This is a genomic window from Microcoleus sp. B9-D4 (assembly GCF_036705105.1).
Lineage (GTDB): Bacteria > Cyanobacteriota > Cyanobacteriia > Cyanobacteriales > Microcoleaceae > Microcoleus.
This window is the reverse complement of record NZ_JAUBTS010000021.1, coordinates 68,420-90,840: the sequence shown is the minus strand read 5'-3', so window position 1 is coordinate 90,840 and position 22,421 is coordinate 68,420. Positions and strand designations below refer to the sequence as shown.

General features: G+C 47.0%; 16 protein-coding genes and 1 pseudogene. 10 read left to right on the top strand and 7 right to left on the bottom strand.

What is annotated here, in order from left to right; genetic code table 11:
• Positions 1-808 (bottom strand): annotated as a pseudogene (locus QUB24_RS15185) (alpha-mannosidase); the annotation flags it as partial.
• A gap of 322 nt (positions 809-1,130) precedes the next feature.
• Here QUB24_RS15185 and QUB24_RS15180 point away from each other — a divergent pair.
• The 5 genes from QUB24_RS15180 (at position 1,131) to QUB24_RS15160 (ending at position 7,183) form a co-directional block, all read left to right on the top strand.
• Positions 1,131-3,101, top strand: coding sequence for a hypothetical protein (locus QUB24_RS15180; RefSeq protein WP_333153972.1), 1,971 nt, complete (start codon positions 1,131-1,133; stop codon positions 3,099-3,101).
• Between the two features lie 78 nt (positions 3,102-3,179).
• On the top strand, positions 3,180-3,296 hold the full coding sequence (locus tag QUB24_RS15175) for a photosystem II reaction center protein I (RefSeq protein WP_039887172.1): 117 nt from the start codon (positions 3,180-3,182) through the stop codon (positions 3,294-3,296).
• 442 nt (positions 3,297-3,738) lie between these two features.
• Positions 3,739-6,267 (top strand): DUF3769 domain-containing protein, encoded by a 2,529-nt coding sequence (locus QUB24_RS15170; RefSeq protein ID WP_333153971.1) that lies wholly within the window; start codon positions 3,739-3,741, stop codon positions 6,265-6,267.
• A gap of 5 nt (positions 6,268-6,272) precedes the next feature.
• Positions 6,273-6,515, top strand: a complete 243-nt coding sequence (locus QUB24_RS15165) for a hypothetical protein (protein WP_333153970.1) — start codon at positions 6,273-6,275, stop codon at positions 6,513-6,515.
• The gene (locus QUB24_RS15160; RefSeq protein WP_333153969.1) at positions 6,512-7,183 is read left to right on the top strand and encodes a hypothetical protein; all 672 of its coding nucleotides are present in this window, start codon (positions 6,512-6,514) and stop codon (positions 7,181-7,183) included. Before QUB24_RS15165 ends, QUB24_RS15160 begins: the two co-directional genes overlap by 4 nt.
• 167 nt (positions 7,184-7,350) lie before the next feature.
• On the opposite strand, the gene QUB24_RS15155 is transcribed toward QUB24_RS15160, so the two are convergent.
• Positions 7,351-7,866: a phycobiliprotein lyase gene (locus tag QUB24_RS15155; protein ID WP_333153968.1), complete on the bottom strand. Its 516-nt coding sequence runs from the start codon at positions 7,864-7,866 to the stop codon at positions 7,351-7,353.
• 850 nt (positions 7,867-8,716) lie between these two features.
• Here QUB24_RS15155 and QUB24_RS15150 point away from each other — a divergent pair.
• The gene (locus tag QUB24_RS15150; protein WP_333153967.1) at positions 8,717-10,945 is read left to right on the top strand and encodes a beta-propeller domain-containing protein; all 2,229 of its coding nucleotides are present in this window, start codon (positions 8,717-8,719) and stop codon (positions 10,943-10,945) included.
• A 105-nt stretch (positions 10,946-11,050) separates the two neighbouring features.
• Here QUB24_RS15150 and QUB24_RS15145 read toward each other — a convergent pair whose 3' ends face one another.
• The 3 genes from QUB24_RS15145 to QUB24_RS15135 form a co-directional block, all read right to left on the bottom strand.
• A complete protein-coding gene (locus tag QUB24_RS15145) occupies positions 11,051-11,725 on the bottom strand; it encodes a Uma2 family endonuclease (RefSeq protein WP_333153966.1) in 675 nt (224 codons plus the stop codon).
• Positions 11,726-11,948: 223 nt separating this feature from the next.
• The gene (locus QUB24_RS15140) at positions 11,949-13,358 is read right to left on the bottom strand and encodes a heterodisulfide reductase-related iron-sulfur binding cluster (protein WP_333153965.1); all 1,410 of its coding nucleotides are present in this window, start codon (positions 13,356-13,358) and stop codon (positions 11,949-11,951) included.
• Positions 13,359-13,648: 290 nt separating this feature from the next.
• Complete coding sequence (locus QUB24_RS15135; protein ID WP_333153964.1) at positions 13,649-15,085, bottom strand: FAD-binding oxidoreductase; 1,437 nt, start codon at positions 15,083-15,085, stop codon at positions 13,649-13,651.
• A 97-nt stretch (positions 15,086-15,182) separates the two neighbouring features.
• On the opposite strand from QUB24_RS15135, the gene QUB24_RS15130 reads away from it, so the two are divergent.
• The 4 genes from QUB24_RS15130 (at position 15,183) to QUB24_RS15115 (ending at position 18,989) form a co-directional block, all read left to right on the top strand.
• Positions 15,183-16,646, top strand: coding sequence for an ATPase domain-containing protein (locus QUB24_RS15130; protein ID WP_333153963.1), 1,464 nt, complete (start codon positions 15,183-15,185; stop codon positions 16,644-16,646).
• Between the two features lie 564 nt (positions 16,647-17,210).
• Positions 17,211-17,582 carry a response regulator gene (locus QUB24_RS15125; RefSeq protein ID WP_333153962.1) on the top strand — a complete coding sequence of 124 codons (372 nt, stop codon included), beginning with the start codon at positions 17,211-17,213 and terminating at the stop codon, positions 17,580-17,582.
• The gene (locus QUB24_RS15120; RefSeq protein WP_333153961.1) at positions 17,579-18,739 is read left to right on the top strand and encodes an ATP-binding protein; all 1,161 of its coding nucleotides are present in this window, start codon (positions 17,579-17,581) and stop codon (positions 18,737-18,739) included. The genes QUB24_RS15125 and QUB24_RS15120 overlap by 4 nt, the downstream gene beginning before the upstream one ends.
• A gap of 82 nt (positions 18,740-18,821) precedes the next feature.
• On the top strand, positions 18,822-18,989 hold the full coding sequence (locus QUB24_RS15115; protein WP_333153960.1) for a hypothetical protein: 168 nt from the start codon (positions 18,822-18,824) through the stop codon (positions 18,987-18,989).
• 190 nt (positions 18,990-19,179) lie between these two features.
• Here QUB24_RS15115 and QUB24_RS15110 read toward each other — a convergent pair whose 3' ends face one another.
• Together QUB24_RS15110 and QUB24_RS15105 are read right to left on the bottom strand one after the other, a co-directional pair.
• Positions 19,180-20,712, bottom strand: a complete 1,533-nt coding sequence (locus QUB24_RS15110) for an MFS transporter (RefSeq protein WP_333153959.1) — start codon at positions 20,710-20,712, stop codon at positions 19,180-19,182.
• Between the two features lie 755 nt (positions 20,713-21,467).
• Positions 21,468-22,256, bottom strand: coding sequence for a DALR anticodon-binding domain-containing protein (locus QUB24_RS15105; RefSeq protein WP_333153958.1), 789 nt, complete (start codon positions 22,254-22,256; stop codon positions 21,468-21,470).
• Positions 22,257-22,421: the final 165 nt, after the last annotated feature.

The window sequence follows — 22,421 nt, the reverse complement described above, 5'->3', positions numbered from 1 at the left end:
TTCTTCCTCCCTCTGCGGCCTCTGTGGCCTCTGCGGTTCCCACATCTAAATCCCCAGAAAAAGCCCGCAGATATCCCAATAAATTGTGCCGCAAAACCAACAGCGAGCGATCGAACTTTTCGCGATCGCACACCGCCGACCAATCAATCAAACCAAGCGCCAAATCAATCTCAGATTTCAGCATTTCCCCCTTGACAAACCTGGGGGTATTTGCTATGATTTCGATGGGGAGGTATTGGGAATTTTCAAGTTCTAAATTTCGACTAAGCGAATTTTGCAAAATCTCTAATTCGGCAGCCACAAAACCCGGATCAAAACAAGAAGAGTCAGCAGCTTCGTACAAACAAATCGATCGCACTAAAGCACCGCTATCGTGACCCGGACTTACCAACCGCAAAATTACTAAAAATTCATCTCCGGGATTTGCCGACGAACTCAACAAAACTCGATCGGCAAAATCAAATAAATCTCCCCGTCCGACTAACTCGCCGTTGACAAAAATTTGAGCATCTTCAGCCCACCAAGTCAAGCCCAGCAGCAACCGCAAACCAACCACAGGATAGCCGTGCAAATTGTCAGGAATTACAAATTGCTGGCCCAAATACAAAACTTGCTTCCCAGACGGCCAAGCAATATGTCCTTTCCCGTTAAGTTCAACAACAGGGCTGTTACAAATATTTACCGAAGAGACAGCCGAGTCAGCATCGCAGTACCTCCAACCAGACTGAACCTCCACTTGGCTGAGGCGGCGCAACTTTTCGACAGTGGCAGAAATATTGTTGCTAGCAGGTGACACAGAAGCGCTCATATTTCGCTAAAATAGGAATTGTGTATTAATCAAAGATCGGATTGAACTCACATCTTGCACTATTCTCGCTTAACAGGCTTTCCGGCCTGTTCCACAAAGAGTGAATTTTCTTGTGGGGAGTAGGGGTTGGGCATCCTGCCCGTCAGTAAAAGGCTTATTGACATTGGTGCACTATCTTATATCGAACCGCCCCGACGCAAAGGACGCGAAGAAATAAAGGTTTCAGAGGGTTTGAAGCGGAGATTAAGATCTCGCTTTGATTTTACAGCAATATTCAGCAATTCCAGCGCGAATCAAAAATCTGAATTCAATAATTAAACTTATGTCCAACGGTTACTACGGCCCCTACCAAAGCCGATTATTAAATTTTATATCGAAACAGTCCCGCCAAGTCGCTGACAATTGCGATCGAACTTGGCGTCAAATTAAAGAAGCAACTCTCACCGCCACCCAAATTCTGCTGTATCCAGCTTATTTGCTGGTGCAAAGTTCCCGACTGCTAGGCAGACAGTTGCGGGAATCAAGTCAAAAAGTAGATTTACCGGAACTGCAAGAATTTGGCGTTCACGAAAATCCCGATTTCACACAAAATTGGTATCAGGGGGAAACTTCCGAGGAAAGTTCGATCGCCGAAATTTTGCACCTCGCCGAAAATTTACTAACCTCGTCGCAAACTGCGAAAACTTTAGCCAGCTTCCCGTTGTTAATTAATCAGGGAAATACTGCTAGCGATTTACCTCCGGCAATCAATTTTAGCGGACAAACCGCAAAGCATCAAACCACTTCGGTCTTAGAACACCCGCTGGCTAAAACTAAATTACAACCCCAGCCGAAAGTTGAGGGAATTGCCAGTTTTATCCCAGCCCGCACTTTAGTATTAGTGGGAAAAGAAAATCAGATCTTAGATATTTTGACACCCGAACAGCAGGAAATGCTCGAAGGTCGCATAACTTGGGAAGTTGCCAACACCGGCCCCGAACAACGGGAAATTACCCAAAAAGAATTAAAATTTAATCTCGGTTTGGAGTCGGCGGCCAAAAAAGCGCAGTTACCGCCGATGCGTCGTTTTTGGGAATTGATGGCATGGCTTCAGACGAGTCCGGTTGCTCTGAAAAGAAATCAGTTTGGAGAATCAATCCTCGCAGTTAAAAAATCGATCGACCGCAATGCCATCCTAGTCCAAAAAGCCCGCGCGCAGATCGAAGCAAAAACCGCACAGCAGTCAATTGCGGCATCAAATTCGCTCGACCACAATACCCCAAAACTAGAAACTAATTTTAACAGCAAGTTCGATCTACCCCCTACTCCTCTCTCCTTTGTTACATTACTCGATCGCGCCGCCGTCAACCTCGAAGAATTAACCCTACCGCCATCGGCAAAAACAATCGCCGCACCCACAGAAGCCCCCGGAGTCAAAATTAATACATCCGGCACAGACGGCAATTTAGATTTTTCCGCCCGCGAAATCCTGGAAAAATACGCGCGAAACATCGAAGGAATTATTTGGTCGTCAGTAGACCATCTTTTGGGCAAAGAAACAGCCGCCAGTGATAATACGGAAAAATCCCTCTCAATTAAGTATTATTTGCAACAGCTAGAAGAGGAAAAAAACACGCAAAAAAGCCCAGAGGTCGATCGACCGTGGCTCAACTGGCAAGACTTATTCGGGGAAGCAGCACCTCCGCATTTAATCGACGGCAGTTCCGAAACCGATATAGCACAAAGTAGCCCAAAAGTCAAGCAGAGAATTGCAGAATTAGGAGAATTGCCCGAAGGTCGATCGACTGCAGTCTCAATCTCCCCTTACCCCGAAGCACTTCACCGCCTGCTGGGGCAGCTAAAACAGAGCTTGCTGACGACAAAAAGCTCAAAAAGTCAACCCCAACCAGCATCTGATTTATCTGATTTAGCAGTTACTCAAAAAAATAGCTCTGCACTCGCAGCAGAATCAGCCCCAGGGCGCGCGCCGGAAACCCAAGTGCCAAAAAACACCAACCCGAACACCGCACAAAACGGTCAATCCCCAGCAGCAATCACCGCGCAAACCAGCAGATACACCGCCACAATCCGCGCTGCTGCTGAACCCAAAAATCCCAGCGCAGGCGTCCCACCAGAGGGCGAATACTTAGAAACAAAAGCAGAATCGATGGGATACATTAAGCACCCCCTAGAACAAGTGCTCGAATGGCTTGATCGAGTTATGCTGCGGCTAGAAAACATCGCCGAGCAACTCTGGAATTGGGCAAAAATCAACTTGCCCAAAATCCTCAAAAGCAAAGATAAAATTGACTAATCTTTAGCTTATGATAAAAAAGTTGCGGCAACAGCAGCAAATCAGCTCAGTATTAGGCCATCTTTGGAGACTCCCACAGTGCTAACCCTCAAAATCGTAGTTAATGTAGTTGTTTTATTTTTTGTTTCCCTGTTCATATTTGGATTTTTGTCCAATGACCCAGCCCGGAACCCCAACCGCAGAGACATGGAATAAACAAGTTATCTCGCCCGCAGAGTAGGGGCGCGCCACCGCAGCCCCTGCAACAGCCGACAAACCCGCAAAAATTAGTCGAACACAACTTGACCGAAAGCATCCAGGATACCCGCCACGTGATTCATCCGTGGAGGAATAAAAAACCTGTATCCGATGAAACTTGCCCCCCGAATTTATCCGTGGGGTCATGCTTCAATTCTTTAATCTAAAATCTAAAATCTAAAATCGATTGACCTCGCACCAGCAGCGAGGTTATCTTGTGGCGAAAGCAAGTTCTCAAATCAGCCATCTTTAGGCGCGCCAAAGCCACTGCAAATTTGAGATGTCAGATTAATCTCTAAAAAGTTGCCTTTTAGATGCAAAATATTCAATAATTTGCACCCTATAAAATCTAAAATCTAAAATCTAAAATCTAAAATCGGATGACTTACCTGTTGTAACTATGCCCTATCCGGTACCGCCGCCCGAACCCTCTGCCATCATCTACATCGCCAAGCCTAAGAAAGTCGCCCTCACTGTCGCGGCCGGCGATGGAGACACCCGCAGCAACCCCGCAGAAATACCGGAACCAAGCCCAGATATCGTTCAGCCAGAACCCACACCAGCCCAAGCAGAACCCGCAGCCACACTCCAGGGCACTACGCCAGCAACCGACCAGCCTCCAGAAATCGCCGACCCCCTAGCGGAAGTCGAAAGTGGCGAGGCAGTGGTGGGATTTCAGGGGCAGCCCCCTGTCGAAGAACCCGAAACGGCGGAAACTCCGAAAGATTCATCGTTTACAGCTTACCAATTGGGTTCGGTAGAAAATGCCATTGCCATTCGGAATCGGGAACGAACCGCAGAGGCCCAGAGAAAACAGGAGAGAAATATTGCCGGAAAGCAGGAAAGTTGGTATCAGGCCCAAGGCCGGCAGTTAGAAGATAACTCTCCCCAACCTGCGGAGATTCCCGTTCCCGAACCCGCGCTAGAACCAGCACCCAGCGGGCAACAGGAGTTCGACATTCCCGCACCAGAAACCACCCCCGCACCCAGAACCCCCCCTGCCCCGACACCGAAACCTAAACCAGCCGCGCCGGGAGTCCGCACCGCCCCTTCTGGGCGGACGGTGCCTTTTCCGGTCACTCCGGCCGATACTATCGAAGTTAAGGCCGACAGCCAAGAATTCGACGATAAGCAGCAAATTGTCACGGCGGTTGGTAATGTCGTGGTGCGGTTCCGGCAAACTGTGATTGATGCCGATCGAGCGATCGTCAACTTAGTCACCCGCCAAGTGGTAGCATCCGGCAATGTCGCCTATACCCGCGGGCAACAAGTAGTGCGCGGCCAGCGGATGGAGTTCAATCTCGGCCTCAACAGCGGCGCAGTCGAACAAGCACGCGGCGAAATATTCCTGCCCGCAGCAGGTAGCGAATTGACGCCCACACTGCCGACAGATATCAGTGCCGGGACGATTCTCGAACAGCCGCTGAGCGATCGAATTACCAGCCAGCAGCCCCTGCGCGGAGTCAAATCCCCCGGCGCTGCTACAGTGACTATCGGCGGTGGCGGACAGCTAACAGCCCCCCAAGTGACCGGCGCCGTCAACCGCGTCCGCTTTGAAGCAGAACGCATCGAACTCCTGCCAGACGGCGCGAGGGTAGCAACCAATATTCGGCTTACTAACGACCCGTTTTCCCCGCCGGAATTTGAATACAGGGCCCGGAGGGCGACCATTAGAAGGATTTCGCCCACGGCTGAGGAATTGGTCACAACTAAACCGCGCTTAGTGTTCGACAACCGGGTGAAAATACCCGTGTATCCCCGCAGGCAAGTGTTTGACAGCCGGCAGCAAAACGGCCCGTGTTTGACCTTTGGCTACGACGGAGGCGAACGCGGCGGTTTGTATGCCGAGTGCGGTTTTGAGGTGTTGCAAAACGGCCCGGTGCGGCTAACCCTGACACCCCAAATTTACCTGCAGCGGGTTGTGGAAAAGCACGGCGGTAATCCGTTTTCTCCCGATAGCTACGGGCTGAAAGCGAGGTTACGCGCTAGTCTCGGCCGGCGCACCAGCCTGGACGGATCGGCAATATTTCTGAGTTTGGAAGATTTCCCGAATTTGCCGGAAAACAGCTTTCGGGGCAATTTGCGCCTGCGGCAGTTGATCGGCACTCACTCTCTGGCTGCAGAATACAGTTATCGCGATCGACTGTTTAACGGTTCTCTGGGCTATCAAACCGTGCAGAGCAGTCTCGGCGCAGTCCTCACTTCCCCAGTCATCCAACTCGGAGGCACGGGCATCAATCTCAGCTACCAAGCTGGGTATCAATTTATCAATGCTGACACCGATCGAGCAGACTTGCTCGAACTAGTGCGGGAAAACAACCGCGTCGATCTGGGCCGTTCCCAAGTCAGCTTCGCCTTGAGCCGCGGCTTCAACCTGTGGGAGGGCGAACCGCTGCCCCGCACTCCCACCCAGGGTTTGAGGTATACGCGGTCGCCGGTGGTTCCTTTCTTGCAACTGGCCTTGGGACTCCGGGGAGTTGGTACTTACTACAGCAGTGGCGATCGACAAAATTCCCTCGCCGGCAGCGTCGGGATTCAAGGGCAGTTCGGTCATTTCTCCCGCCCTTTCCTCGATTACACTGGGTTTAACGTGACTTATACCCAGGTGGGGCGCGATGGTATCTCGCCGTTTTTATTCGATCGCTTAGTAGATTTGAGAGTCCTGTCTTTTGGACTTGTCCAGCAAGTTTACGGAGGCTTTAGAGTTGGATTTCAAAGTGCTATTAATTTAGAAAGCGGGGAAACAATCAGTACGAATTACACTTTAGAATACAGTCGCCGTAGCTACGCAATCATTTTGCGTTTTAATCCTGAGCGTCAAGTCGGCAGCCTGACTTTTAGAATTAGCGACTTCAACTGGAATGGGACTCCCCAACCTTTTTCCGGGGACGCGCGAACTGTAGAAGGAGGAGTGCGTTTATCCGATTAATTCAATTGGCTAATTGGGCATTGGTCATTGGGCATGGGGAATTGGTAATTGGTAATTGGGAATTGGGAACCAACAGAAAACAGTCAACCGCCAACAGAAAACAGAAAACAGAAAACAGTCAACAGTCAACAGTCAACAGTCAACAGTCAACAGTCAACCGCCAACAGAAAACAGAAAACAGTCAACAGAAAACAGAAAACAGTCAACAGAAAACAGTCAACAGTCAACAGTCAACAGACAACACATGACAGAAGTGACCGCAATATCTGCACAAGCAGCGGCTCTGCTGGTTCACTACGGTTTTGACCTAGGTGGCAAAAAAGCCGAGAAATTGGCGGGTGAATGGCTAACCAAGTATCCCGGCTATTGGCTGCGTTTAGCAGTGGTTGAAGCGCTTTACCAAGGCCGCTACAAGGCTGTTTCTGTGGGACAGCTATTGAGTATGTGGCACCGGATAGGTGAACCTCTCTATCATTTCAATCGCGAGTTTGAACGCTTGGTATGCAATAATTTTCCTCAAAACTTAACCGGGGAAAGTGCTGCTCAACTGCAGCAGGAGGATATACTTTTATCGAACCAGGAATCGAAAGTAACTGCCACAGAGTTAGATTTGCTATGGTCGCCAGAGGCGCAACTTGATGTGGCGCTTCATGCAGAAGTCCCAAACACAGATGCCGAGGAAACAGGAAAATTGCCTGCCGCCGACGATCGCACCAAAGAAAATACAGAATTTGTAGTATATGAAGATGTGGCTGTTACTGCCCTCGCCGATCGAGCTGAAGTCGAGCAAAAATTAGCGGACAAACCTGTGGCAAAATCATTCCCAGTTGTCAAACACACTGATTTTCACACCAAGTTAAAAGCCATTGCCAGAGAAGGCAGAAGAAAGAAGGGAGAAAGCAGAAATATACTGTAAACTTTGGGAACTAGATAGTTATATCGTTTCCGGTTGCATCACAATAATAAAATCGAGTCAACAGTTAACACTCAACCATTGAGTTTTTCCACCCCTCCTTCTACAGTCAACAGTCAACAGTCAACAGTCAACAATCACGGACGGTGCAACCGGAATTGATATTATTTTCACTTTTCACTTGGGGCACTTACTCCCATCCGAATTTCCGAACAAAAAGAAGCTTGTTCCGTACCGTTAGCTTGCCTAACAACGCTAGTCCGCAGCCGCAAATTGGGCATGAGATACCACAGCCTTTCTTCCGCATGGAGGGTGTCTGATTCTGTAATCAATGTCAGCACGTCGTCGCCCATCACGTAGCGACTATTACCCTTGTCTTGCAACACTTTGCCAACGCTTGGATTGTCGGGATTAGGTACGATCGCTAGTATTGTAGAACCGATTTGTTTAGCTTTGTCGCGATCGGGAATACCATCCCAACTAATCCGAACGCCCTTGAGGTTAGTTGAGGCCGGGTTAATCGAGTGTTGTTGGCAAAGTTGGACGACTGCTGCATCGCTAGCTGTCAGTATTTCTATTTTGAGGTCGGATTTACCTGCCTGCAATTCCCCAGAATTGAGATTGTGTACGGTACGCTGGGAAAACCATTTGCCTGCACTTAACTCGAAAAACTCGATAACATCCATGAAATTTGTCTCTAAAGTCAATACTGCTTTATTTGCGATCGTGACTTGCGCGCTATGGAGTCAGAAACCGGGTTTCTGACTACGTACCTAGCGGTCAAACCAATGATTTTGTCTAGAAACCCGGTTTAAGAGTGCAAGTCCTTTTCTATATTTTAGAGGAAGGGGGCGCACCTGCAAAGCTTTCTGAGAGCTTTGGGTGAAACAGATTGCAGAGGCCGTTGAGGTACGAAACCCAACCAGGGGGACATCTGCCTCGCTGATGTGGCCGACTTGACAGAAAATTAGAGCATCGGCCATCATATTTCGTTATAAAAAGTCTTTTTCGCACATTAAATAGGATTGCGATACCTGAAAATTTTTAGCTTTGACCGAAAGCATCCAGGATACCCGCCGCGTGATTCATCCGTCCAGAAATAAAAAACTTGTCTCCGAGAAACTTGCCGAACGTATTTATCCGTGGGGTCAAGGCTTCAATTCTTTAATCTAAAATCTAAAATCTAAAATCGATTGAGAGTGTTTATTGATCGACCATCATCGCCCAAATACCAGCTATGTTAAGAAAAGCAACGATATATCTAAGCTTTTGTCGATCTATCGGTAAATTGGGCGTTGCTGAGTTGAATTATATTGACGGCGATTTATTATAAGCGCACTGCTTGAAAATTCTCAAAGCAGACTCCGACTAAAAAACCAGCAATTCCTCCAACCATCACCAAACCGAGGACAGCAAGCCCGTAGCACATAGCATTCAAATATGTCATGCTAAGTCTAAGAGAAAAGATTGTCGATCGGCTTTTCGGTAGGGTGCAGCTAGCGATCGCATACATTTAAAGAACACATCCGTAAATTTATGACCGAGTTTAAACAAGGGCTGGATAAAATGCAGCCCGCAGAACAGACGCACTACCTGGGAACCCCGCCAGGTCAGCTAGCAGCGACTTCAGACTCCGAAAAATTATACAGCTTACTAACAGATTACAATTTTATTAAAGCCAAGCTGTCAGCATCGGGAGTACAGGCGCTAATAGAAGATTACGATTTAGCAACAAATCCCGATATTATTTCAGACCAAAAAGCCGACCAACTCAAATTAATCCAAGAAGCAATTCGGCTGTCAGCCCACATTCTAGCCACAGATAAAACCCAACTAGCCACTCAACTAATAGCCCGCTTGATGTGCTTTGAAAGTCCAGAAATTCAAGCAATGCTAGCACAGGCACAACACCAAAAAAACCCCTGGCTGCGACCGCTAACCCCCAGCTTTACTCCCCCCGGCGGGAGATTGCTGCGTACCCTCACCGGACATACAGACTGGGTACAAGGTGTAGCAATCACCCCCGACGGCAAGCGGGCAATTTCTGCCTCCTCCGACCACAATCTCAAAATTTGGCACTTAGAAACAGGAGAAGAACTTTCCACCCTCAAAGGTCATCTTACCTACGTCAATGCTGTAGCTGTCACCCCCGACGGCACTAAAGTAATTTCCGGTTCTTGGGACAATACTATTAAAATTTGGGATTTAGAAACTGGACAAGAAATATTTACTTTTGCAGGCGATACTTTTGCCGTAGAAGCAGTAGCAGTAACTCCCGACGGCAAGCGAGTAATTTCTGGTTCTTGGGATGGCAGTATTAAAGTTTGGGATTTGACAACCAGGGAAGTAATTTTTAACTTCAAAGGTCACAGCAGTTTTGTCCAGTCCGTAGCAGTAACTCCTGATAGCAAACGGTTAATTTCCGGGTCGGGAGACAACAGCATAAAAGTCTGGAACCTAGAAACCGGAAAAGAACTTTTTACTCTCACGGGTCATGAAGACTGGGTAAAAAGTGTAGCAGTTACTCCAGACGGCGAACAAATAATTTCCGGCAGTTACGACGGAACTATTAAAGTCTGGAGTTTGTCAGAAAGAAAGCAACTTTTCACTTTAGGAAAACACAGCAGTTTCGTTCAAGCTGTGGCAGTCAGTCCCGACGGCAAACGAGTAATTTCGGCTTCCGGCGACAAAACGCTGAAAGTTTGGAATCTGGAAACAAAAGAAGAACTTTTCACTTTTACCAATCACATCGCCCCAGTGAATGCTGTGGCTATTACCCCGGACGGCCAGAGGATAGTTTCTGGTTCCTCTGACAAAACTCTCAAAGTTTGGCACTTAGAAACAGGCAAAGAAAATTTATCATTTGCAGGTCACGATGACTGGGTAAATGCTGTAGCAGTGACGGCAGACGGTACGAAAGCGATTTCCGGTTCTGGAGACAACAGCATTAAAGTCTGGAATCTCCAAAACGGACAGGAAATTTTTACTATTCCGGGACATCAAGATTGGGTAAAAGCGATCGCAATTACACCGGATAGCAAGCGAGTAGTTTCGGGTTCAGGCGACAAAACTGTGAAAGTTTGGAATCTAGAAACCGGAAAGGAAATCTTTACTTTCACGGGTCATACAGACTGGGTGAATTCTGTGGCAGTGACTGCGGATGGAACGATGGCGATTTCGGGTTCGGGAGACAAAACTATTAAAGTTTGGAGTTTAGAAACAGGAGAGGAACTTTTTACTTTTTCAGGTCATGAGGACGGGATAAAAGCTGTGGCAGTTACTCCCGACAGCAAGCGGGTTATTTCGGCTTCCGGCGACCAAACTCTGAAAATTTGGAGTTTGGGGAAAGAAAAGAATATTTTGGCAAATTTCTGGAATTTAGCCGTCAAAAATCTACTTTTCACTCTCAAAGGTCATGAGAGTTTTGTGAATGCTGTGGCAGTTACGGCGGATGGCAAATGGGCGATTTCTGGCGGGCGGGAACACAATTTGAAAGTTTGGGATTTGTCAAGTAGAAAAGAAGTTTTTACTTTGGCAGGTCATGCTGATGCGGTAACATCTGTGGCGACTATGGGAACAAAGGCAATTTCTGTTTCGGACGATAATACTCTCAAAGTTTGGGATTTGTTAAGTCGAGAAGTAATTGCTAGTTTCAGCGGAGATAGTGCTTTGAAAGCTTGCGCTATTGCACCTGATGGGGTGACAATCGTAGTGGCGGAAGCTTCGGGACAGGTGCATTTTTTGAGGTTAGAAGAGGGGAAATAGTCATTAGTCATTAGTCATTAGTCATTAGTCATTAGTCATTAGTTATTATGCCGATCGCACTTTTGCTAAAATTTAAAAGTGCGATCGCCCTTTTCCCAATCTAGTTTACAATTGTTCCGGGTCAATTCCCATCGCTCGCAGTCTTTCTGCCAGTAAAGCAGCCCGCTGTTCTGCTTGTTCTGCACGCTGTTCGGCTTGTTCCAAGTTGCGAGAAACCTCCTCATAACTTGTAAACAGTTCGCCGTCAGGGCGATAAATTTGCAACTCTTCACCCGACAAATCAAAGCGAATTCCGAGTCGGGGACTGACCCAATTTTCGATCGCATCAATTACGTCCAAACGCCCCTCTGAACGCATCCAACCGCTGAAATCGTTGCGTTCCGGGTCGTACAGGTAATATTCCTCTACCCCGTGGCGATCGTAAAATACCTGTTTTTTATTCATTTCTGTTAGCCTGTTACCGGGAGAAAGAATTTCAAACACTACTTGCGGCGCGATATTTTCTTCTTCCCACTGCTTGTAAGAACCCCTATCTCCTTTCGGTCTGCCGAAGACTACCATCACATCCGGGCCGACGCGAATCTTGTTATCTCCTTCGACGGGATACCACAGCAAATCGCCCGCGACAAATACATTCGGGTCATCCGCAAATAGCCACGCTAAATTTTGTTGGATGATGAGTATCCAGCGAAATTGTTTAGTATTGTCAGACATTGGTTGGCCGTCGCTGTCGGGGTAAATTACATCAGGTTTTTGAGGAGACTTGAGTTGAGTTACCATTGTCCGGCGTGAATAACTGTTGAATTTAATTTTAGCTTGTGAGAAATGTGAGAAGTACGATGCCCTGCAGGATAGCTACGCACGCGCGACCTTTCTCAAAATAATAACCTATTCCTCTTGCTCTCTCTTCTCTTCCTCTGCGCCCTCTGCGCCCTCTGCGGTTCATTAAAAAAAAATCTCACTCAGCAGCGAAAATAGGGCAGACACCGCCCGCCCTACAAAACTACTTCCTCAGCAACTTCACCCCGCGAATCGAATAATCCAAAAGCTCAATTGGGTGCATCAAAGTAACCTCCTTTCCCTGCAACTCCAAATGCTTCTTAATTTGCAAAGAACAACCCGGATTAGAAGAAGCAATCAACTCCGCCCCAGTATTCAGCAAATTCTCCACCTTTTGCACTCCCAATTCATCAGCAACCTCCGGCTGAAGCATATTGTAAACCCCCGCACTCCCGCAGCACAAAGCCGCATCAATCGGTTCTTTTAACTTCACCCCCGGAATTTGTTGCAACAACTGACGCGGCTGCAAACTAATCTTTTGGCCGTGCAACAAATGACAAGCATCCTGATAAACAATTGTCAAATCTCCATCAATCAAAGGATTGAGTTTCGCCGTAATTCCCGCACTTGCCAAAAACTCTTGCACGTCCTTAACATTAGCAGCAAATTTCTCAGCTTTCTCCCGATATTGCGGGTCATCTGCTAAAATGTGGCCGTATTCTTTCAAAGTATGGCCGCACCCAGCAGCGTTGATAATCACAAAATCAACGCCAGTATTTTCAAAGCTATCAATCATTTGTCTCGCCAAAGCTTTCGCCTGTTGGGCTTGGCCTTGGTGTTCCGGCAAAGCAGCACAGCATCCCTGACTTTTAGGAACCACCACCTCGCAACCGTTAGCCGTCAAAACTCGCACCGTAGCTTCATTAACTGGCGAAAATAACAGCCGCTGCACGCAGCCTAAAATCACGCCGACTCGATAGCGTTTCTCTTCTTGTGCCGGAATTACCTCTGGTAAATTATCCCGGAAAGAATCGACAGTAACTTTCGGCAAAATTGATTCCATCGCCGCCAAGCGGGGAAATACTTTTTTCAGCAAACCTGTTTTGCGGACAAGTTTTGGCAGTCCTAATTTTTGATAAATAAACAGCGGTACAAGCAAAGGCCGCAATCTGTGAGGATAAGGGAAGAGATTAAAAATCAGAGTGCGAATTACATTGTCGGAAAAAGTGCGTTCCTGATTTCTAGTAACTTGGTGGCGAGTTGCGGAAATTAACTTGTCGTATTGAACTCCTGAAGGGCAAGTTGTAACGCAGGCCAAACAGCCCAAACAAGTATCAAAATGCTGTGAGGTTGCTTCGTTTAAAGGTGCGTCGCCTTCGTTAATTGCATCCATTAAATAAATGCGACCTCTAGGCGAATCCATTTCTTTGCCGAGTACGCGATAACTCGGACAAGTTGACAAACAAAAGCCGCAGTGTACGCAAGTATCGATTAATTTCGGATCAGGCGGATTGTTGGCGTCGAAACCTGGGATTTCGATGGTTTCTAAGTGGGGATTTTGTGCTAGAAAATTGCTTTCTTTCGCTGGTTTTAAATCGTCGCTGGGAACTGGAGATTTTTCTGAAGTTTGCATAATATATTACCTAATTGTTTTGGTTCCTAGTGACTATCGCCTAAAACCCTTGAGAATTCTTGCTTTTAGCTGAGTCTCGATCCCCCTAAATCCCCCTGATTGTTGGGGAGTAGGGGTTGACTTTGAGCATTTCCTGTCCCCCCCTTCGTAGGGGCGGTGCGACCCCTACTCCCCGTGCCCGCCCTTGGCGCCGGGGGGATCTAGAGCCTAATCGTCAAACAGTATATCGGTACTACATAAGACGTTAAGTTGACACCAATGAAACTGAATTCCTGACTACAAACTTTCAACTAAATACCGCTTATAAAACGATGGGGACTCAAAAGATTTTCCGGGTCAAACTGCTGTTTAATCCGGCGCATTAAATCGATCGCACTTCCAGTATAGCCCCAAACATCTAACCGTTGCTTGATGTCGGTCGGGGCTGCTAAAACAGTCAGAAAACCGCCTTTCGCTTCGCACCCTCTGCGTACCTGTAACAACGTGTCCGCAGTCGCAGTCTCAAACCGCAAAACCCCCAAACCGCTGCCTGCATGAATCCAAGCGTCCTGTATCGGCAATTCGTTAATGGCCGTTACAGCTTCCGACGGTCTGATTCCTATTTTGCAAATAATTGCCGACTTTGTGCCACAATCCCACATTGTTTCTGGCAATCTTTGCCATAACTGATGCTCATCATTTTCGCAGCAGCTAGTGCCTTGCAAACCCAACTTTTCGGCAACTTCCAGCAAGCGGGCTGATTGTTGTTTAACACTTTCTGCGATACTTTGAAATCTGACGATTAATCCCGTGCCCTTTCCTAAGCCTAATTTTGCGACTAATTCAGGTGACAGCAAATCAACGGCACTTGGTGTCAAAGCAGAGGATAATAAGATTTGAGCCGTTTGGGACAAAGCATTAATTTCCCCTGTCAGCACTACGGTTCCCGACGATTCAGGCAGCGGATACACTCGGAAAGTTACTTGACTTATGACGCCCAATGTGCCGTAAGCACCAGTAAACAGTTTCATCAAGTCGTAACCGGCGACATTTTTAACAACTCGACCTCCGGCTACCGCAATTTTACCGTCCGATCGCACAAAGGTAATTCCCAATAGCAAATCTCTCACCCCGCGATAGCGATGCCGCAAGGAACCCGCATCAGCAGTAGCGACAATGCCGCCCAAAGTTGCCTGTTGCGGATATGCTGGATCGATCGGCAAAAATTGACCTGCAGCAGCTAAAATTTGTTGCAAATCCGCAAACTTCATTCCCGCTTCTGCTGTCACGGTTAAATCGCCCACAGCGTGTTCTACAAGTCGATTGAGGCGCGAAGTGCTGACAGCCACAAGCCCCCCTGCCCCAGGATCTCCCCCTAAATCCCCCTTAAAAAGACCCACTTTGACAACATCTTGCTCCCCCCTTTGTAGGGGCGGTGCCCCCGTGCCCGCCCTGGGCAGGGGGGGATCGGAGTCTAATTTAACTAAACCGCCCCAATCAAGTTTGCTGCCGCTGCCACAAGGCAAGACTGCACAGCGATTTTGCCCAGCCCAAGCAATGACAGCCGCCAGTTCTTCCTGAGTATTGGGGTAAACAGTACAATCTATTTTCGTGTCGGGGGGAACTGCTTTTTCTACCCGTTCTTGCCAAAATGGCTCTGTATCTTGCCAGCGACAGATGCCAGCAGTGCCGACAATACTTTCTAATTCTTGTGTGCTTACGTAATTTTCGGTAGAAAAAGATTTCATGAAGGTTATCAGACGCCCGGTAAAAAAAATTATCAAAACACTGCCTAAAACCATTAAATATTAATACGGGCCCGATATTCAAAACATGAAAAAACAAATGTCTCAAAACCGAATTTCTCTGGGAATTACCGGTCTCAACGAAGTGATTGGCGGCGGCCTAATTTCTCAACGCTCTTATTTGGTGCGCGGCGGCCCGGGTACTGGCAAGACTACACTGGGCTTTCACTTTTTGGCAGCAGGTGTGGCTCTGGGAGAAACGCCCCTGTTTATTACTTTAGGAGAACCGGAAGCGCAATTGCGCGCCAATGCCACAAGTCTCGGTTTTGATATGGAAGCGATGGCCTTCCTCGATTTGAGCCCATCCTCAGAATTTTTTACAGAAGTTCAGACTTATGACATTTTCTCGCCCTCGGAGGTGGAGCGAGAACCGACTACACAAAAGATTATCGAACGAGTCCAAGCTGTCAAGCCACAACGGGTGTTTTTGGACGCAATCACTCAATTTCGCTACTTAGCTGCGGATGAATTTCAGTTTCGCAAGCAAGTTTTGTCTTTTCTGCGGTTTTTGGTGGAAGGGGGGGCGACGGTGGTGTTCACCTCCGAAGGCACATCAAGTGCTCCCGATGACGATTTGCAATTCATCAGCGACGGAGTAATTTATTTAGAACTGCGCCCTGAAGGACGCGCCCTGTCTGTCACCAAGTTGCGAGGGTCCAACTTCCGCAGCGGCCGCCATTCGCTGCGCCTGACTCAGGCTGGTATGGAGGTATTCCCGCGACTGCTTCCGGACAACTTTCAACAGGATTTTGTTGCGGAAGCAATTTCTTCTGGGGTTCCAGAAATGGACGAACTATTGCACGGGGGACTGGAACGGGGGACTGTGACGGTGATTAGCGGGCCTAGCGGCGTGGGTAAAACGACGGTGGGGATTCAGTTTATGAAGGAAGCCGCAGGAAGGGGGGAGCGATCTGTAGTTTACATTTTTGAGGAGTCAAGTTCTACTCTGCTGCGCCGCTGCGAATCAGTTAACATCCCGGTTGGGGCGATGATGGGGCAAGGAAGTCTTTCGGTGATACCCGTGGAACCTTTGCTGTACTCGCCGGATCAGTTTGCCTGTATGGTACGCCAGGAGGTGGAGCAGGAAAAGACGCAGATTGTGATGATTGACAGTATTTCTGGCTATCAGCTTTCGATGCAGGGGCAAGATTTGGTGAACAATTTGCACGCTTTGTGCAAGTATCTGAAGAATATGGGAGTCACCGTTATCTTGATTAATGAGGTAGAAGCCCTTAGCGGAGATTTTCGGCTGACCGAGATCGGAATTAGCTATTTGGCGGATAATCTTGTGTTTATACGCTATCTGGAACGCCAACTGCATAATAGGACAGAAATCCGCAAGGCGATCGGAGTAATTAAAAAACGAGTCAGCAATTTCGAGAGAACTCTGCGAGAACTCGATATTACTCGCTACGGAATCAAAGTCAGCAAACCGATAGCGGGGCTGCGCGGCATTTTGAGTTCGGCGCCGGTGTGGATTGAGGGGGGAGCGGATGAAGATTGAATCGGGGTTTGTCCTGCTGTTTCTGGGCAAGTGCAGCTAATTTTGGAGTCGTGAATCTACTAATGAGTAGGGCGCGCAGCTCACCACTACCTGTAGGGGGCGCACCGCGCACCTCACCACTAGCCTAAGTTCTGGAAAACTTAAATATATTGGTAAATTTGTGTATTTTTCGACTTTTATCGTAGTGTAGTTTTCAATTCTATGAAATTACATTAGGGACACAGGACACGCGGTCGTGTCCTGTAACCCAGCATCTGTAGTTCACTCAACTGAAAACCTATGTAATCCCTCGCCGAAAAGTAAGCTATAGCCATCCTAAATCATTCATGTAAATTTGTAGGGGTAGTGCTAAGAGTGCCTACCCCCTATCTATCGGGGCAACCGGGCGTGGGATTGCCCCTACAATAATTACGCGAATGATTTAGGGTTGCTATAATACCAGATAAAAAAAGAATCCCACTTTAGGCCACCTCCCAACCCATATATAATCAGTCACTCCCCATTCTAAAATCTAAAATCTAAAATCTAAAATGGTTATAACCTGTATTCAGAGGAAGCTGATAAATGACTGGCAAATCAATAATTTTAGCCGTAGATCGCAATCATCGAAACTTGGAACTATTAGCACAATTTCTTAACAAAGAAGGATACCAGATGATCGCGGCTTATAACTATGAAGATGTTGCACAAGCTATCAGTCAGCCTGCTAGGATCGGGATGGCTTTAGTAGATATTTCTGGTTTCGATCGCCGGATTTGGGAGTGCTGCGAACAACTGCGAAATCACCAAATCCCTTTTCTGATACTCTCGCCCAAACAAAGCGCTGCTATTGGGCACGAAAGCCTCTGCCACGGGGCTCGGAATATGTTGGTAAAACCTTTGATCGTTAGAGATTTGCTGGGAATTGTGCACAGCTTGCTAGGAGAATCTGCGTGAGTCAAATTTTATTGCTTGTCGAACAGAAAGAAAATCGCCGCCTGTTATTAGAATGGCTAGCTGTTTACTATGAGGTATTGCTGCCAAACTCAACAGAAAATAGTGAGGAGTTTTTACCATTTAATCAATCTTTTGACCTGGCGATAATTGACGGTATTTCCCTGAAACGCCACTGGCAATGGGTTGCCGCCCAAAAACAGGCAGAACACCCGGTATGCTTGCCTTTTCTTTTGATTACATCCCGCTCGGATGTAGGGATGGCAACGCAATTTATTTGGCAAAGTATTGACGATTTGATTATCGCTCCGATCGAGAAGATTGAATTGCAAGCGCGGGTGGAGATTCTGCTGCGATCGCGCCAGTTGTCTTTAACTCTCAAATTGTCTCACGACCAACTCGATCGCACTTTGCAAACAGCCCAAGAACTCAATGAGATGAAAACATCTTTGCTGTACATGATTGCCCATGACGTTCGCAATCCTTTGAATTTCATCATCGGCACTACACAACTTCTTAGCAAGTACAAGTTAACATTAACAGAGGAGAAAACACAAGAACTTCTAGACAAAACTCAAGCAGCCGCCAAAGGTATAGATTTGTTATTAGATGATGTTTTGCTGCTGGGGCGTGTTGAGTCTGGAAAAACAGGTTTTTCCTTGCTACCGATAGACTTAGCAAAGTTGTGTAATGAGTTGGTAGAGGAATTTCAGAGCAGCCTGAAGTTGAAACATGAAAATGAGCGGGTGACGCTGATTTTTGTCAATCACCATCAATCCGCGATGGCGTGTTTGGAGGTAAGCTTGCTCCGGCGAATTCTGGGAAATTTGCTGTCCAATGCTATTAAGTATTCTCCCCCAAATACCGAAGTAATTTTTGAATTAAAACTTACTGAGACCGACGCAATTTTTTCTGTCCAAGATGCAGGAATTGGTATACCTGTCGCCGACCAAGAACGGTTATTTGATTCATTTTACCGGGCTAAAAATGTCGGTAGAATTCCCGGTACTGGACTGGGGCTGAGCATTGTTAAAAAATGCGTGGACTTGCAGGGTGGCGAAATTACTTTGATCAGTGAAGAAGGCGTCGGCAGTACATTTACAGTAACGCTGCCGATCGCACAACCTCGAAAAAAGCAAATCTCGCCTGCAACGCCGTGAACTAGATGCAGACATTATCTTGGGATATTCATCGATGGATTTGACGCCCCGGTGAGGCTCTACCTGGTAGTGTGACCCTGAGATGTATCCTCAAAAAACTGAAGAAAACTATCGCTATTTTACAACGCCAGAATTTGAAGAACCCTTAACAGCCGCTGGTCAAGTGATGAAATTGAGCAGCGTCGTTCCAGGAGCGATCGACAAGCCGGAGAATTGGCGATCGTTCCTCAAAGCTCGATCGGCATCGTAAAAAATGTTGAACGCACCCAAAAAATAATTAGATACCATTCAAAACTTATCTGAGTAGCCAGACTTTATATTTCTGAAAAAAAGCGACCCAACAACCGTCACATCTGAGATTATCTGATGAGTATTTTAACACTTTAAAAATGGTTAATAAACTCTTTTATGAATTATTTTCGGACTCTTGTGCCGTACAATCAATCAAGAGTTGAAGAGCGATCGCATGAGCTTTCATGTGGACAGTCCAACTGTTCAACTATTAATGGTTGAAACCTGATGTCTCCCGGTTCAATTGCCACTCTTCTCCACCAAGCTGGCAACAAGAGCAGCCAAAACTTACCCAAAGACACAGAACGCTGCTCGTGAACAAAAACCAAGGTCAGGAGAGCCACCAGTCGTAAAACGGCTGAGAGCGCAAACACCCCTGGCAAGCCACCGAGATTGGTCAAAGTGGCGAGAAAGCCACCCACGGTGATTCCCATTGCCCCAGTGACACCAGGAACCGCGGCCGCGATCGCAAAGTATATCGACTGATTCAACAGTGGTGCCACCGACATCATCAGATTACCACTGCACAGGTCGATCGCCGCCCACGTCCCACCGCCGATGATGTGCAACAGCGGGAACCAGACCCATAGGAAAATTGGAGCCGTTCCACCTTCTAGCCAGAGTAGAGGGGTCAGAGCCACCAAAACTCCCACTACTAGCATAATCGGGCGATTCCCAACCCGGTCAGCCAGCTTCCCCCAAAAAACCAGCATCAGCAAGTTAGCACCAGCACCTAAGCTGCTATAGAGCGTTACCACGCTGACATCTATCTTTAGGTCATCCAGCAAGTAAAGGTTAAAGAAGGGCGCGCTGACGTTAACGGCAAAGCTCCATAGACCAGAGTAAAGCAAAAACTTTAAAAAATTGGCTTCCTTGAGAAAGCTAAAAATTGTCCCTGTGGATGATTTTTCGCCTGTATTTGAATGCGTTACCTGTACAAGCTTTGGGTTCACATCGGTCATAAAGAACTGACAACCTAGACTGATGAGACCAAGCACAATTCCTAAAACCAAGATGGCACTGTAACCTTCGAGCCTCCCACCGGGCCAGTTCGATACCACTAGAGCCAGCAACGGCACACCAATGAGATTCGTCAAGCTGACAGCACTATTGCGAAAGCCAAAATACCGCCCGCGCAACCGCTGAGGTACTAACGCCGCCAACCAGCTCAAGAAGGAAGCCCGACCTAAAGATTCTAAGACTTGACTTACCCAGATGATTGCCAATGTCAACTGCACAAGCTGATGTCGGGCCAGATGAAATGAGCCTCCCAACCAAAGGGCTGGCACGAGAATCAGCCACAGCAGTCGCGACATTCCGAAAATGTAGAAGGAATACCAGTGGCGGCTCTGTGTTCGGTCTGCTATATAAGCTCCGAACGGTTGGAGCAGATTTACCAGTTGAGGAATGGAGGAGAGCATACCAATTTCGACTGGACCCGCCCCCAAATCGAGCAAGAAATTACTGAGCAACGCGCCGCCGATGATGCTGTAAAAAAGCGTAGCGAAAACACCGTCCAAAGTTAGTGCTCTGAGGCTCGATCGAGTTTCCGGTTTGGAAAGTTTTAGATGCCCATTTGTCAGAAGTACCGTCTCTGGTAAGGCTATATCCTCTTGGATTTCCTGAAGATCGAGAGGATTCGTTCCTACTAAGCTGTAATCTTCTTCTTGTTTTTCGAGCATACTGGATAGCCAATAGATAAGCTGCTACGCAGCTTAATTGTATAACATAACATTAAGTATTTTAAGGAGCACAGCCATAGATGCAAGCTAAAAGTCTATACGGTTCAGTTACAACTATTTATTCCTCGGAGATGCCCCTAAATCCCCCTTAAGAAGGAGGACTTTGAGTAAGTTCTGATATCCCTATTTTTAAGGATGGCTAGTAGGGGGGAGCGATCTTAACTGAACCGTATTGAGCTAAAAGTTATCGCTCTCAAAAGCAAAAAGAAAGATTACTTAAATAAATTAGAAAAAATAAGAATGCAAAAATTACAGATTAATTATTATTAATTGCATTATTAATAATTAATCAATAAATATAGCGGTTCTCAAAAAAGTGAGGTATGCCCTATGCCCACGGAGGCCTATGCCCTATGCCCATGAGTACCTCATATGAGAGATCGAAAGGCTATAGCTAAGTTTTGATAAATTTCCTATGCGACAGTAGGTTACTGGGTTCTTCAGGGTGAACCCAATAAAACAGAGAGCTTTTCAGATGGAAGAAGTCAATCGATTTTAGATTTTAGATTTTAGATTAAAGAATTGAAGCATTGACTTGCGCGAGATAAATACGTTCGGCAAGTTTCATCGGATACAGGTTTTTTATTTTTCCACGGATGAATCCGGGGGGTTGTATTTTGGAGGCTTTCGGTCAAGGTAACTTTAAGAAACCCACCTATTAGTATGAATTAAGGTTGCTAAAAATGAGAAGCTAATCACAGTTCTAAAGGAGCAATATCGTTCAATAAGTCTTCGATGATAAATCGCAGTAAAGATTGAGTTGCTAATATTAAACCTAATCGAGCTTGGGCGAGTTTTGGCTGTTCTATTTTAACTTCTCCCCAAATTCGGCACTGGCTGTAAAAAATCTGAAATGCTTCGCTCAAACTATTGGCTAATTTGAAATAATTGACAGGTTGTTCGCGGTTCTTTACCTCAAAATTAGGATATAAATTGTCTAGCACTGTTAAGAGTTGGGATATTAAACGGCGTTCTGCAGGATGCACTAACCGCAGTCGATCGCCCTCGTCAATCCAAGGGATAGGATTTGGACTCGCCAGCGACCAAATTTCCGGCGCTGTAGCGACATCGGGCTGCGCGATCGAAATTATCCGATCGCGGTGGGCCATTCGCAGCAGGGAACAGCAGCGCGCGTGGCTGTACTGAATGGGAAACAGTCGATCAGCTGACACAACAGAAGATAATATTCGAGATTCTAAAACTGGGAGGTTCGTTTGAGCTAAACGCTGCAACCAGACGGCTAAACCTGCATCAGTCAACTCCATCTCGATAATTCCCGCCGGCGCGACTTTAACGGCGAAATCCGGGTAGCACAGCGGTTCGAGAGTTTCTGCCAACTGTGCCGCGATTGTCTGCGGTGTCTGCTGCCAAGTTTTAGCCAATTTCAGGGCGATCGCAGACACGTACAGCACCCGCGCGCTATCTTTACTCCGATTTAACGGAAATATTGCACCATTCTCAATTACTTGTTTAGGGACAGGCAAGATGCCTGTTCCACAAGAAAATTCATCTCTTGTGGAATGGGCATCTTGCCCGTTCTTGAGAATGGTGCAAGATTTAAGATTTAACGGGAATATTGCACCATTCTCAATTACTTGTTTAGGGACAGGCAAGATGCCTGTTCCACAAGAAAATTCATCTCTTGTGGA

What these genes read in the sequence shown, in the direction of transcription:
- QUB24_RS15180 (WP_333153972.1), top strand. Translation starts at nt 1,131, where the DNA reads ATGTCCAACGGTTACTACGGCCCCTACCAAAGCCGATTATTAAATTTT.
- QUB24_RS15170 (WP_333153971.1), top strand. Translation starts at nt 3,739, where the DNA reads ATGCCCTATCCGGTACCGCCGCCCGAACCCTCTGCCATCATCTACATC.
- QUB24_RS15160 (WP_333153969.1), top strand. Translation starts at nt 6,512, where the DNA reads ATGACAGAAGTGACCGCAATATCTGCACAAGCAGCGGCTCTGCTGGTT.
- QUB24_RS15155 (WP_333153968.1), bottom strand. Translation starts at nt 7,866, where the DNA reads ATGGATGTTATCGAGTTTTTCGAGTTAAGTGCAGGCAAATGGTTTTCC.
- QUB24_RS15150 (WP_333153967.1), top strand. Translation starts at nt 8,717, where the DNA reads ATGACCGAGTTTAAACAAGGGCTGGATAAAATGCAGCCCGCAGAACAG.
- QUB24_RS15145 (WP_333153966.1), bottom strand. Translation starts at nt 11,725, where the DNA reads ATGGTAACTCAACTCAAGTCTCCTCAAAAACCTGATGTAATTTACCCC.
- QUB24_RS15140 (WP_333153965.1), bottom strand. Translation starts at nt 13,358, where the DNA reads ATGCAAACTTCAGAAAAATCTCCAGTTCCCAGCGACGATTTAAAACCA.
- QUB24_RS15135 (WP_333153964.1), bottom strand. Translation starts at nt 15,085, where the DNA reads ATGAAATCTTTTTCTACCGAAAATTACGTAAGCACACAAGAATTAGAA.
- QUB24_RS15130 (WP_333153963.1), top strand. Translation starts at nt 15,183, where the DNA reads ATGTCTCAAAACCGAATTTCTCTGGGAATTACCGGTCTCAACGAAGTG.
- QUB24_RS15125 (WP_333153962.1), top strand. Translation starts at nt 17,211, where the DNA reads ATGACTGGCAAATCAATAATTTTAGCCGTAGATCGCAATCATCGAAAC.
- QUB24_RS15115 (WP_333153960.1), top strand. Translation starts at nt 18,822, where the DNA reads ATGTATCCTCAAAAAACTGAAGAAAACTATCGCTATTTTACAACGCCA.
- QUB24_RS15110 (WP_333153959.1), bottom strand. Translation starts at nt 20,712, where the DNA reads ATGCTCGAAAAACAAGAAGAAGATTACAGCTTAGTAGGAACGAATCCT.